General features: G+C 64.2%; 4 protein-coding genes. All 4 read right to left on the reverse strand.

Annotated features, from left to right (window positions below; translation table 11 throughout):
• Nucleotides 1-34: 34 nt before the first annotated feature.
• From BRAD285_RS29090 to BRAD285_RS29105, 4 genes are read right to left on the reverse strand one after another with little or no spacing between them, the layout of a single operon-like run.
• Nucleotides 35-3,529 (reverse strand): beta-propeller fold lactonase family protein, encoded by a 3,495-nt coding sequence (locus tag BRAD285_RS29090; RefSeq protein WP_006610074.1) that lies wholly within the window; start codon nt 3,527-3,529, stop codon nt 35-37.
• A 26-nt stretch (nt 3,530-3,555) separates the two neighbouring features.
• On the reverse strand, nt 3,556-7,704 hold the full coding sequence (locus BRAD285_RS29095) for a hypothetical protein (RefSeq protein WP_035644861.1): 4,149 nt from the start codon (nt 7,702-7,704) through the stop codon (nt 3,556-3,558).
• A 14-nt stretch (nt 7,705-7,718) separates the two neighbouring features.
• Nucleotides 7,719-9,890: a hypothetical protein gene (locus tag BRAD285_RS29100; protein ID WP_006610072.1), complete on the reverse strand. Its 2,172-nt coding sequence runs from the start codon at nt 9,888-9,890 to the stop codon at nt 7,719-7,721.
• A 13-nt stretch (nt 9,891-9,903) separates the two neighbouring features.
• Nucleotides 9,904-14,604, reverse strand: coding sequence for a DUF6603 domain-containing protein (locus tag BRAD285_RS29105; RefSeq protein ID WP_006610071.1), 4,701 nt, complete (start codon nt 14,602-14,604; stop codon nt 9,904-9,906).
• Nucleotides 14,605-14,615: the final 11 nt, after the last annotated feature.

Here is a 14,615-nt window from a genome sequence, read left to right on the forward strand (position 1 = left end):
GAATGTCAGGTCTTGTTGGGCCCTCGACCGCGGGTCAGGTCGGGTTAACTTGCTGCGCGATAGCGATGTTCATCGAATTGATGGCGGCCGCGTACAGCCCCGTGCAGTCGGAAGCTGCTGCGATGCCCCACGGCCCGAGCACGCCGTTCGACCAGCTCAAGGTCTGCTTGATGCGGAGCGATTGGGCATCGAGGATGCGAATTGCCGCCGCGGCGACGTCGCTCGCATAAAGCGAGACGCCGTCGGCCGACACCGCCAGCGACACGAAGTTCGTGACGTTCGAAGGATTGGGCAGATGAACCAGCTGCGCCGTTTGTGTGGCGAGGTTGACGACCGACATGTAGGCATTGTTGCCGGCCTGGATCGCGACATATCCGGTCGAGCCGTCGGGGCTCACGGCGAGCGTGCTCGGAATGGGTCCGGTGACGCCGGCTGCGAGCGGCAGCGATGTGCCTACGCTCCAGTTGCTCGACGAGCCGGACAGCGTCCATAGCGTCGCTGTCGTCGCATCGACGGTGTAGGCACAAACGCCGCCGCCACTGGCCGGGCCGATCGCGAAAGGCGTCGACAGCGGCGGTCCGAGCCCGGTATAGGCTGCGACATCGGCGAGCAGGTTGAAGGCCTTGCTCGCGACATCGGTCGAGAACACCATGAAGCTGTACTGGTTGCCGCCGTTGCTGACCAGTGCGAACAACGTGCTGCCGTCCGGCGACACCGCCAGACCGACCGCCTGGCGGGCACTGAAGCCGGCGAGCGGGATCGGAATGCTCCCGATTTTCGACATCGTCGACAGAGTGTAGACGTCGATCCCCGCGACAGCATGCGTCGCGACATAGATGGCGTCATCGGCCGCTTGCGGCGAGATCGCCACCGTATTGATCTTGGCGCTGCCGAGATAGGGCGAGACCGCCGCGCCCGACACGGCGCCCTTGACGATGCCGGTGAGCGGACTCCCTCCCTGCGAGAAGATCTGAACCATCGCATCGCACCAGCCGACCATGGTTGTGTTGTCGGCGGAAAGGGCCACGTTGGTGATCACGCCGCCGGCGGACGTGGGCGCGGCGACTTCCGCATATTCCGCGAACGTAACCACAGCCACTGAGTTGCTCCCCGGCAGCGCCACCACGCACAGTTCTCCTTCAGGGGTGAAGGCGGCGCTGAGCGGCGCCGCAGGCAATGTCTGGGAGTTCTGGATCGTGGCCAGCGAATAATTGATCAGCGCCACGGTGTTGGGCCCGCTGCCGGTCGCGATCGCGTAGGCGCCGGTGGGCGAGATCGCAACGCTGTTGGCGCCGGGCAGCGGGTAGGTCTGCCGCGGGCTCGTCGCCGCGAACTGGGTGTTGTAGCCATAGACCGCGCCGTCGCCGGAGGCGGCGACGAGGAACTTCTTGCCGTCGGGCGTGAGACCGATCGATACCGGCTTTCCGATATTGCGGAGCAGCGTGCCCACCGCCGGCGTGTCGCCGCCGACCGTGATGATCGAAATCGTTCCCGACGCGGAATTGGCGACGTAGATCGATGCGCCGCTTGCGGATATTGCGAGGCCGCGCGGCGCGTTGCCGACCGTGACCGCCGGCCCGGCGGCATAGCTGCCGCCCGTATTGCTGATCGGCACCACCTGCCCTGCTGTGGAATCGCCCATGTCAATCGTCACCCAGCAGGTCCCGTCGGGCCCAACCGCGAGCTCTTGCGGCATCCCGCCGACATCGACGGTCGCGACAGAGGTGAAGGTGAACGCGGGGATCGCTGCGACATTGGCGACGCTGAAGATACTGACGGTGCCGTCACTCGAGTTGGCGACGTACATCAACGTTCCGTCGAGCGAGAAGGCGATGCCGAGCGGCCTGTTGCCGGTCGTCACCGTGGTGAGCGGGTAGTAATTGGCGGTCGACAGGATGGAGACGAGATTGCCGCCCGGTGCGGTCACCGCCACGAAGCCGGCATTGACCGGCGCCGCGCAATACCCGCTGTCCTGGTTCGTCGTCGCGGTCTGCACCGCGATATTGAAAGCCGAGACGAACAGGCTGCGGCTGACGGTCGGATCGTCGCTGCCGCCTTGCGGCGTGAGCGTGAGCATCTGCGGTGTCAGCAGCGCCGGCGTCGCCGAGCTGACCGCCGGATAGGCCGGTCCTACCGGACCGGTGGTGCTGCTGGTCAGCGTGACCGAGTTGTTGGTGTTGACGTTCCAGGCGAGGTTCGTCGGATAGCCATTACCGAAATCGTTGACATAGATGCTTGCTGGATTCGCGGTGAATCCGTTGATCACCGGCAGCACTTGCGCGGTGACGCTCAACGATGCGATGTTGTCGACATTGCCGGGTCGCTGGCCTTCAGCCACCAGCGTGAACTGTGTGGTGTCGCCGATATTCGGCGAGTAGCCGTTCAATGCCGTGACGTCGATCCCAAGCGGCTGCAGTGTCATGCTGGTCATGTTGGTTGTCGACCAGGTCAGCTGTACCGACGCCGAGCCATTGTTCAGGATCGATTGCGCCGGCGAGACGCTGAACGCGGTGATGGCGACATGCGGCTGCTTAACCAGGGTGACCGCGAAGCTGCCGGACTTGAAGCCCGTGACGTCGGAATAGCCGACCAGCACCACCGTCGGTCCCGGCTGGAAGTTGGTGAACAGCGAGGAGATGTCGAAGGCGATCGTGCCGCCCGAGCTTTTTGGGAACAATGGTCCCGCCTCTTTCGGCGAAAATGACCAATACGGCGGATTGGCATTGAGGTAGGGCGTGATCGTCCAGTCGGTCGTGCCCTGCGCGGCCTTCACGCTGAGTTGCTTCGCCTCGTCGACCGTCAGCAGCGCGCCATAGCCATTGATATCGGCGGCGAAGGCGAAGTTGAGGGTGAAGGTGCTGGACGGGGTGACCATGACGGCCGGCGCATTCGGATTTTGCGTCATCGTCAGTACGAGCGAATTCGACACCGGCGGGTTGAGATTGTCCGATGCCACGACCTGCAACGGCGACAGATCGACCCACATCGCGGTGGTGAGATCGCCGGTGTTGTCGTCCGGCACCTGGAACACCACGGGGATGTTGCCCATGATCGGGAAGAAACTGCTGCTGGTGATGCCGGTGACCCGATAGGCGAGCACGGTTAGGCCGGCCGAGGGGCCCGGCGCCGTCGCCAGCGTGAAATCGGTGAGCGAGAAGGTGATCTCGGCCGGCGTGGGCTGCAGCGTGACCGCGGCCGTCGGCGTAAGGCCGATATATTGTCCGCTCTCGTCGCTGTAACTCTCAAACGACCACCCGGAGGACACCAGCGAGAGCGCGTTGAACTCGGCTGCCGTCATGCCTAGCGGAGTGAGATTGAGATAAAGCAGCGAACCCGTTCCCGTCGACGCCTGAGCTGGCGGCACCAGCGTGCCGGCGGTAAAGCCCGCCACCACGGTCGAGGTCATCGCGAGCGTGAGCTTATTGTCGGCGGGGTTGGAGCTTATATAGATCGTCCCCGGCGCATCGGGGTTGTTGAGGCTGTAGCCAAGCTGCGGAATCACGCCTTGGGGTGCTTGCAGTTTGCGCATCGTCGCTCCTCTCCTTACGGGTCAGCTCACGCACTCACCACGATGGTATCGGTGAACACGCCATCCGCCGTCCCATCGACGGCGTAGTAATCGAAATATAAATTCGCCTGGCTGAGCGTGCTCGCCGCCTTGAGCCCGGTGACCGTCACGGTCACCGCGCCGTCGGGCTGCAGCACCACGTCGTCAGCCACGGGGGTCGCCGCCCAGTACGCGCCATAGATCGAGTCCTGCTGTAGCGCGAAGCTCCAGCTCGGTGCGGCCAGCGAGATCGAGGGCACGTCGACCGCGTCAACCAGCTGGCCGAAATGAATGTAGAAGATCGAACCGGCCGGCTTGCTGCCCTCCGGCGCCAGCACGCCCGGCGTAAAGGTGACGACGTTGGGCTTGGCGTTGCGGATCGTTAGCGTCATGTTCTGGGTCTGGCCGCCAGTGACGATCGCCTTGCCTGCGGAGTTGAGCAGGTCGAAGGTGAGCTGAGTCTGATTGATGCGCAGCCAGCCTTCGGTCAGCAATTGCGGCGTGTAGTTCCAGACCGCGCCGGTGGTCGCCGCCGCGATGTCGGAGACCGTCACCCATTCCGGCTTGCTGTTGAAAAGCATCTGCTCGACGAAAGAGATGTCGAAGCCGCTCGCCGCGGGCACCGGCATCAGGAGCAGCGCCGGCTCCTGCGGCACCGGCGTCGGCTTGAGCACGGGTGCAGCGAGGAAATAGACCTCGAGCGACGACAACGCTTCGCTCGAAATGTCCGAGGGGATCTCCAGCGTCTCGGTCGGCAGGATGCCGGTCACCGCGTGCACCGGGGCGCGCGGATCAACCAGCATCAGCACGCGGAACGTCTCGGCCCCAGCCGGCGGCGGATCGGGATCAGCAAGCGTCGGGGTCACTGTGAGCTGGATCGTGCTTGCGTCGGGTACCACCACGCCGGGATCGCTGCCGTCGGCGCCTTCGCTGAAGAAGGTCGACAGGTCGAAGCCGCTGCCCGATTGACGGAAGAAGCCGACCAGCCCGTCGTCGAGCTTGTCTGCATCGCCGAGCAACACCGGGAATTTCACGCCCGACAGTCCGTTCTCCGTGTCGGTCCATTGCGAGCTGGTGAGGCAGCCGAGCGTGTTCTGATTGAGGAGCGGCCGGCCCTGCAGGTCGATCCGGATCGCCGCCTGCACCACGGCAACGGGGCGCCCGACCAGCACCGCCAGACCGCTTTCCAGCGACAGGTTTTGCGGGTTGACCGTGCCGTGGGTGGTATCGACGGCGCGGAAGAAGGACTGGAAGAAGGCCGGCGTGGCGTTGAACAGCGCGAGCGCGACCTGTAGCAACAGCGGATTGGCGTCGGCGAGCGCCTGGGCGATCGGCTCATCGATAGTCGCGTCGTCGCCCGGTGCGCCCTGCCACACCACCTGCGGCGGCACGTTGCCGTTCACCTGGAGGGCGCCGAGTGGCCTTCCCGTGCCGTCATACAGGAAGAAGCCGCCGGTCAGATGGTTGGGCATCAGCCAGCCGCACACCGGCGAGGTGGCGGGATGCTCCGTCATCTCCTCGATCGAACTGACGTTTGCCGACATCCATTCGAACAGCAGGCGGCTCGGCTGCGAGATGCGCGGCGCGGCATAACCGATTCCGGGTTCGACGGTGTTGTTGCCGATCACCGTCGTCATCGACTCCGCGGTATAGAAGTCGCCGGCGCCGATCTGGAGCTGGCGCTGCTGGCCGAAGGCATCGACCACCATGCCGGAAACCTTGAAATAGCCCGCGCGGATCGGATTGTAAGCGGCATCGAACATCGGTCCGACCGGATAGCTGTTGCCGACGATTGCCGCCGTCTGAGCGGTGATGGCCACCGCTGCCGGACCGGCATTGGGCGGCGTCACCAGCGAGAATTGCGCCTGCAAGACCCGGTCGAGCAGCGCCGGGCCGAAGCCGGACAGCGGCTGGACCACGATCTGGGTGTTCTGCAGCGCGGTCAGAATGGCCTGCAGCGTCGGATCGCTGTTCTTCTTCACATACTGGGTGATCGCATTCTCGAGATTGGCGGGCGCCTGGTCCGACAGCAGCGCCGAACCCGAATAGGTTGGGGTGTAGGTCTGTGTGGCCGGATCGATGTTGATGCCGTTCGGTCCGCTCGGCGTGTAGGAGATGAAGCTGCCGGTGTCGGGATTGATCGTGTAGTTCGCGGTGAAGAACGCCGGATTGTAGTTTTCCAGCTGGGTCTGGTTGACGATGGTCGGCTGCAACGGCACGAAATCGACGGTCCATTGCAGGAACATCGGGATCCACGGATTTGCGTTTTCCCACCAGCTGACTTCGACCGGCGAAGGCGCGGCGCCCGCGGTGATGGTCCATTGCGTCTGCTGACCGCCGGTCAGCAGTGCCTTCAGCGCGGTTCGCAACGCCGGCTCGCCGACATTCGACCAGCCCGACGCAAGCTGCGTGTCCAGCAGCAGCGCTTCGGCGAGCAGCGCTTCGCAATCGGCGAGATAGGGCAGCATGTTGCTGTTCAGCCGTGTCACCGCGCTGTAGTCGCTTGCGCTGCGGCTGATCCCGTTGATGCTGAGGGCGCTGACGATCTGGTCGGTCGAGCGGCACACCAGCGTGCCCGTATCGGAATGATCGTTGTCGCCACCGTAACGCGCCGGCAGCTCGAGCCCGTCGCCGGCCAGCAGCAGCACCGGCTCGGCCGGCTGCCAGTAGCGGGGACCCGGCACTTCGCGCAGCGACAGATCCTTGCGCTGGGCGATCAGGTTCCGGAGGTTAGTGTCCGCCGTATCGCTGGCCGTCTGCGCCGCGGTCCAGGCCGCCTGCAGGCCCTGCCATTGCGGCAACAGCACTTGCGCAAAATGGTTGAACACCGTGGTCTGATTGAGGCTGCCCTGCGGCTGGTTGAAATAGCGGTACCAGTCCGTGAAGATCTGCCACTGGTAGGTCGAGACATGCTCGCCGACCGCGAGCTTGTCCTGGCGGGCGACGTTGGCATCGTTCAGTGCATCGGCGATGCCCGGCGGCAGATTGATCGCCTCGTGCGTGACGCCATCGGGGTCGCTCTGATAGATCGTCCAGATCAGGTTTGAGTCGACGCGCTGGAATTGACTGGTGTGCAGCTTCTCGGCAAGGCTCGCGAGCATGTCGACGGTCGGCTGCGACAGGTTCGGCCACTGACCCTGCTGAAACGCGGTGAGGATCTGCTCGAAGAACGGAATGTTCGGATGCAGCAGGTTGCGGAAATAGGCTGCCAGCGCCTCCGAAGGAGTATTGCCGACGGCGGCGGTTGCAACGATCGGCGGCAGCGAACCCCCTTGCGGCACATACGCGCCGTTGGGGTTCCAGTTCACCGCCTGGGTGGTGCCGCTATAGAGCGTGTAAGGCGGGGGCGGCTCGTCCTGCTCGCCGGGCATCTCGCTTCCATGCGTCGACCAGCGATAGTCGCTGCGCAGGGTGGGCTTTCGCCGGCCCGCCAGCGTCTTGGCGCGGCGTGCCGCGACGATCTGCGCCGGATCAAGCGTAATGTCTTCGTACCAGCCGGTGACGACATACATCAGCTGCGCCGGTCCGGCGAGATCCGCCAACGCATCGAAGAATCCAAACGAGCTGCGTCCCTCCGGATAGTAGGCGGCGAACTGCGGCGTACCGAGCGAGACGGCGCTGAGCGGCTGGCCGGTCGCGGCAGTCAAGGGGGTTTGACCGAGCTGCGTATTGTAATCGTCGAGGTTCGCGCGCAGGCCCATATAGGCGAAGCCCGGCGCCTGGCTGTTCTGCTGCTTGACCGGCAGCAGCGGCGCGTATTGACCGGCCGGGAGCGTCGTCGAAAGCCCGTCGCTCTCCACCACGAACGAGGTCGGGGTGACGGTGGAGCCGCTGATCGCAAAGCGCGTCACCAGCCAGCGGTTGGGCACCGCCTCGAACTTGACCGGCGCGGCACTGTCGGCCTTGCCCTTGGTGAGCGCATCGGGCAGCGCCCAATGCAGGTGCACGCCCGCTTCCAGCGGCTGCAGCGGCGGTGCGTTGAGGGCGCGGTTGGCGACCGCACCGGTGTAAGCCTGGAGGTTCGTCGGAGTCAGCGCCGCGTAGTTGACGGTTGCACCGGAGAATGAGGTCGTGCCTTGAATGGCGTCGCTCTCGCTGACGCAAAAAGCGACGAGATCGACCGGTACGACAACGCCCGTATTGCCTGCAGCGGCCACGACCTCGCCTCCCCTCAATTCCCGACCACGAATTCGACCTTGACCACGCCCTTGATGAATTCGAGCGCGTATTCGGCCGAGGTGAAATCGGCGATGTTCTGCGAAAAATCAGTATTCAGCTTGGTCAGCACCGAATTGGCCGCAGCGGCCACCTTGATGGTCTGGCCATCGGCCCGCAACGGCACGTCGGCGCTGGCCGGCCCGCCCTTGGGATCGGTGAGGAACTGCTGTCCCGGATTGGGCCCAGTGACCGCACGCAACGTGGTCGAGGCCGTCCCGCTTTTCAGTTCGACCCCGCAATGCAGCTGTTCGGGCGCTTCGTGGATTGCAACCATCGCGACCGTGCCGTCGAACAGACACAGCATCACGTCGCGAGACAGCATCACCATGCGCAGCTTCGGCACCTCGTTGTTGCCCTGTGTGTCGGAGTAGCCGTTGATGTTGAGCCGTGGCCAACCCGGCACCAGCTGCGAGCGCAGCAACACGCCAGTGACCTGCTGCGGCGAATTGCCGAGGTTCGCCTGCTTGGCGCGCGCCAGATGGGGACGGTCATTGACCCTCGCCTTTCGCGCCACGCGGGCGCTGCGCCTCGTCAGTTCGTCATACTGCTCCTTGTCGATCCGAAGCTCGCCCTGGGTCGCCCGGCCGATACTGAAGGCGCCGTCGACCAGGGCCTCAATCCAGTTGGGATCAACCGAGAACAGCCGAAAACTCTCGGTCGGCAGCATGGCCTCGCTCGGCACCAGCCAGGCGAAGGGCACGCCGACCAGCAATCGCAACTGGCCGATGAACTGCGAGACGATATCGGGAATTTCCGGCGCGAAGACGCGGTTGCCGCGCGTCTGCACCAGGCTTGGAAACAGCGTTCCATCGCCGAGCTTGGCGGAGAGCAACGCCTGCTCGGCCAACGCCGCCGCGTTCTTGCCGAGCGTTTTCTTCCATTGATAGAGCGCGGTCGAATAGGCCGCGCTCTGTAAGGCCAGCAACTGACCAAGTTGCCAGGCCGCGGCGTAGCTCGTGTCGAACATCCCGGTATAGGGATCGTAACGCAGCATCGCATCGGGCCCGAAGGCCGGGACGCTGACGAAGCTGCCGGTGCCGCCATAGGGCAGCAGCGGTCCGCGATACCAGGAGACAGTGTCGCCAGCCTCCCGGAGGTGATGGTCGAGCGGGACATAGCCTTGCGCCAGCGCGTTGAGCACCAGCGTGTCGGCGTCGGCGCCGGTCAAGGCTGTGGCTTCATCGGTGATGGCGTTTGCGACCGCAGTGGCGTCGGGGGCCGGCGCGTCGATCTTGATGGTGGTTGCGCCAAGTTCGCCGGCCATGTTCTTGTTGAGATTTTCCGCCAGATTCTGGAAATTCTCGTCGAGATTGTTGGCGTAGAAGTTCCAGCTCGCCAGCACGATCAGCCGGACCGTGCTGATGCCTTGCGGGAAATTTGCCGATGCATTGCCGTCGTCGTCCGGCAGATAGTCGCCCATATTCTCCAGCGAGACCAGCAGCGCGACCGCATTGAAATTGATTGCCGGCATGCGGTTGCCGAGCACGACCGAGAATTGCTTGCTCAGCTGGGTGTCGTCGACCGAATCCAGTGTATCGATTTCACGGATATGGGCCAGATACGGCAAATCGGTCGCGGTTGGCGCGATGCTGCTGAACATTGCGACCGACAGATCGATATAGCTGGTCGGCGTATCCGGCGCTTGGCCGTAGTCGAGCGGGTTGATGCCGGGATAGGAGAAAGTGCCGGCCGGCATCTTGCCCGTGCCGGTTACCTTCGACCCGAACACGGTAATTGTCTGACCCGTTGGGATCACGTCCGCGGCAGTCCCGTTCTTGATCGGTGGCGTCTCGCTTTTCTCAAGCAGCAGGACCGCCAGCCACGGCGCATCAAGCTCCGACTCCACCGAGGTGCGCTGCCAGGGCAATGTCGAGACCTTGAGCACGACGTTGGGCAGCACGCCGTCAAACTCGCCATTGGCATTGGACGGCGGAAAATAGGAGGCGATGGCGTCGCCCGGGAGCTGAAAGCGATTGCCGCCGACCGCGAACACGCGCTGGGCGGTGAAGTCGTTGGGTGTGGTCTGATCGACGGTCTGATGCGCGACCAGCTTGTATTCGCCGGCCTTGAGCGGTGGGATGTCGTACTGGATGAAGGTGACCGTCTTTTGCAGTGTGGTGCCCATCGCATCGCTCCCGTCACGCCGCTTCGCCGAGATAGCGCAGCTCCGGGGCGGCCAGCAGGTAGCTGGTCGCGCGATCCGCGAGGCTCGACACGTTCACCGCCGTGTTGACCGCAAAGCCCGAATTGTTGATTGCCGTGATCAGCGCGGCGCGGTTGGCGGTGGCGCGGGCCGATCCGATGGTGTTCTGCACGGTCTCGGCGGAGGTGAAGGGATCGCTGGTCTGCACGACGGGCTTGCTCCACGTCAGCGTCTGGACGGCCGGATCGATGGTGTATTTCAGGTACTCGAGCTTGATCGGCAGCGTGTGGTCGGGAGGCGGGACCGTAGGCACCAGCGTGAAGCCGGTGAGCACGTTGGGAATCGTCGTGTCGTTAAGCGGATCGACTCCCTTCGGCACGCCGTTGGAATCGAAGTCGCGTTTCTCCCACATTGCCTTGGAAATGTTCTGCAGCTGCATCTCCGCGAGGAACTGGCTGTTTTCCTCGGTGGTGAACTGCAGTGTCAGATTCGAGGTGAGCTGCGCGACGCCGACAGGACCGACGCCGAACGTGGTGGTTGGGTTCACCTGCGCCGGCGAAAGCGTGATGTCGACGATCGAATCGTTCGGATTGGTGGTGATGCTCTTGAGAAATTGATAGGCGCTGAGCGGGATGTTGCTGACCACGGTGCACTGGAAGCTGTGGCCGTCCACCAGCCAGTCGAGCCCGGTCGACGGGTCGAAGGTATTGAGCAGGCCAGTCGTTGCGTTGATCTGCAGCACCGGTGGCGGCGGCGGATCGGTATCATCCGCGGCGGCGTCGGCCAGTGCGAGCATCGCCGAGCGGCGCGCGAGCTTCGCGCTGCTGCCGGGAGCCTTGGGCAGCATCTGGCTCGTGAAGGTGCCCCAGTCCACCGTGGTGTCGCCGGAGCGCGGGGCGTGGCCGAAGCCGATGGTGAAGGAGATGATGTCGAGATCGACATCGACCTCGCCCGAGAAGTCCGGTCCCCAGATCTCGGCGCCGACGCCGACGTGGATGGTGATCGTGATGGTGGTGAACCACAGATCGATCGAGAACGACGCGCCGAGGTCGATCGAAGCCGAGATGTAGTAATGCAGCGGCTGGAACACGAGCAGGAAGTCCGCCTCGACGTCGAACCAGGCGCGGAGCCCGCCGCTCGACCACACCGCGCTGAGGCTGCCGCCGGCCATCACCGCGCTCGAGGTCAGCGCAAAATATTCGCCGCCCGAGATCGTCAGTTGCGGAGTGACCTGCCAGTTCAGGCCCAGCCGCGGCACCACAGGATAATATTTCGGCACGTTGTAGTGGCTGCTGTAGCCGCCGAGCGTGACCACGAACTGGCCGGCATAATCGCCGGAATACCAGAGATAGAAGGCGAAGCCGCCGGTCAGGTGGCAGTCCTTGGAAAGCAAATAGGAGGCGCTGGTGAGCTGTCCGGCGATCGACAGCACGCCCTGCGACGGCTTGATCGAAGCCTTGATTGCGAGCTGGGCGAAGGCCAGCGGCGTCGCCGGCGCGGGCGGCAGCGACAGCGACGACAGCCCGAGGATATCGACCTCGAAATCCTTGCCGAGCGAAACCGTCAGCAGCGCGAACGTATCGAGCAGCTCGAAGCTGGTGAAACGCAGTCCCGCGGCGAACCAGTATTCGCCGATCTCCGGCGCGATCACGCCGGATTGGCTGAGCGTCTGCATGGTGGCGGCGACCTGCGAGCCGATGTCGCCGCTGGGGCTGGAATTCGGCGCATTGATGCCGACGGCCCATTGCACCAGCGGGAAGTCCGCAACCCCGCTGACGTCGGGGATCAGCAGCTGGCGATTGATGCCGAAGCCCGCCGAAACTCCGGTCACGAAGAAGAAGCTCGGGCCGCCGAGCGGCGCGTCCAGCACCGCGTAAAGGAAGAAGGACGGATCGCCCTCGTAGGTGGCGTATCCCGCCAGGGCGCCCAGCGAGATCGGACCCATCTCCAGCGACAGCTCGCCGTAGAGATCGACCGGATCGATCTTTCCGACCAGCGCGCCGGAGATCGCAAGCTCGCCCGCCTGCAAAGATGCGCTGATTCCCGCAACGGTGAAGCTCGGCTGAAAACTCGTGAGCGGCGATCCTGCGCCCAGCCCCATCAGCCCGATTTCAAGCGGACCGATCGTGACCGTCGCATTGATCAGCGCCCACAGCTTGGCATCCGTGGTGTCGTAGTGGACACCGACCTTCTGGATCGACACCGGCCCGATGCTCTGCTGCACCGCGAACCATTTGGTGCCGTCGGACGCAGTCGCGGGCGTATCGCCCGTTGGCCGCTGTTGCGCAGGCGGCGTCGGCGGAGCAGCCGGCGCCGGTGCCTCTGCGAGCGACGTTCCCGGAGCCTCTGAGAGCGACGCTGTTGGCGTGCCGATGGTGATCGACGTCTTGCTGCCGTTGACGTCGAACTCCATGGTGAGCGCGACGCCGTTGGGAAGGCCGGTGGCTGGCGGCCGCGGATAGGCCGCGGGAAACTTGCTAAAGCCGTCGATGATCTTGCCGGCCTGGGTCTCCGTCAGCACGGGAACCGAGGCCATGCCCTGAATCGAATCCAGCGCGACATCGCCGAACTTGGAGATCGCCGATCCGACCAGCGGCAGCTTCGACAGGAGGATCGACGTGCTCGTCGCCATGCCGAAATAGAACTGCCAGCGGTTGGTCGCGTCGTACCAGATGGCGACATCGGCGGCGCCCCAGGTCTTCGAGATCGCGCCAAGCAGCAGGATCTGCTGGGTAATGTCGTAGGCACCGTCGACTTCGGTGAGATCGAGATCGAGCCCGGGCGGGATGTCGGGCGGCGTGATGCCGACGATGCCGCAGAGATCGGCGATGGTGACGACCTCATCGTCGACCGCCTTCCACTGCATGCTGAGAACGGTGTCTTTCTGAAAATCGAGGTTGACCGTGAACTGGTTCGATCCGACCAGGATCTCGCCATGGACGTTGCCCGTCCAGGTCTTGGCAGGCGTGCCGGAATAGGTGATTGCAACGCCGCCGCTGATCTTCTTCAGGATCGGGTCGCTCTCATTCACATAGTCAATCTCGGCCTCGAAGCTGAAATTGCCCGCCGCCGAGCCGTAGGTCATATCGAGCTTCGACAGCACGATCTGGATGGGGGTTGGAAGACTCACCCCGAAGATGGTCCCGATCTGAGAGATCAGGTCGGAGAGATTGATCGATTGCCCCGGCTCGCTGCCGCCCTCGAAGGCCCAGTTCGGCGAGGGGTCGTACGCCGCCGTCAGCGCCAGCGGGGCGTTGGCGATGGTGAAATGCGAGCCGAATTGGAACGATTGCACGGCGCTCGACGCATAGCTGATCGCCATGTCGATTTCGGTCAGCGTGAAGCCCGGGATCACACTGAGCGAGCCGTTCGCTCCGACATTCAGCGAATACGTGCTCTGCTGGATGTCGGCGGTCGCGCTGAACACCGAAACCGCCATATCGCTGGCCGTGCCGGGCAATTTCAGTCCTTGGGCGAACTGGCCAAGGAAGTCATTGATGTCGATGACCTTGCCTTGCTGCAGTCCCACCGTCATCACCAGCGACGGATAGGTGATCCCGACCTCGAGCGGCGCGGTGGCGACGATGAAGTCCGCCGCGACCAGGAGTGAGAAGCCGTTGCCGTCGGGCGGCGAGGTCGAACCGTTCCACAGCACCGGGATCGTCACAGCGGCGATCAGGCGCTGCAGCTGGAACACGCCGCCGATGACGGTCCAGTTGGTGCCGAGCGAGATCTCGAACTGCAGGTTGGAGATCGACCACGTCTTGGTGTTGATCGTCGCGAACAGGTAATCGAGCGTGAGCGTGCCGATCGGCGTATTGGCGGCCGTGAGCAGCGTCGCCGGCGAGGTGCCGTAGGTAAATCCGGTGAGCTGATCGAGCGAATTGATCGGCGGAACACCGCCCGAAGTGTCGAGCTTGACCATGTAGCTGGTCTGGTCGGCGGCGGTGACCTCGATCTGTATCGGCACCGTCAGCGCCGGCGTGAGCAGATCTGTCGTGATGGCGACCGTGCCTGCGAGCGGCGTCGTTCCGTCCGGCAATGGCACCGGCGAAGGCAGGCAGCCGAGCTCGAGGAAGAGATCGAGGCTGAAGCCGTTGATCGACGGTCCCTGGATCTTCTGGCTGGTGAGGTGGAAGCTCGGCGCGGCAAAGCCATTGCCGCCGGTCACCATCTCGGCTCCGCCGCTCACCGCGCAGCTCGGGCCGAGCAGAAACTCGAAATTGGCGGTGGCCGACTTCGTGGTGTCGATCGTCGCATCGATCAACGATGCCGACGCCGAGTCGGCTGAAGCCACTGCGATGCTCGCGGCAGTGAACGTCAGAGCGTTGAGCGCGCTGTCGGTCAGGTCGCCGACCGCCGGAAAGCTGGCGGCCAGGGTCCAGCCTGCCGGCATCGTCGCCGTCACCGCCAGATCGAGCGTGCCACCGCTACCAGTGGTGAAGGTCAGCGTCGCCGGCACATTGGCATCGACCAGATAGAACAGAAACGTCTTGCTCGCGAGCTGCGCCGCTGCATAGGTCACGCTCGTCGCGCCGACGGTTGCGACGCCGATCGTGGCCGTCAGCGTGCCACCGAAGCAGCCGGTGACCAGCGCATCGATCCGCGGCGCATTGGGGATGCCGCCGGGCACCAGCGTCAGGACGCCGCCGGGGCTGAGCCCGTCGATCAGTTGCTTGATGGCATTTCCATCCATGACCAGCTTCC

This window comes from Bradyrhizobium sp. ORS 285 (genome assembly GCF_900176205.1).
Lineage (GTDB): Bacteria > Pseudomonadota > Alphaproteobacteria > Rhizobiales > Xanthobacteraceae > Bradyrhizobium.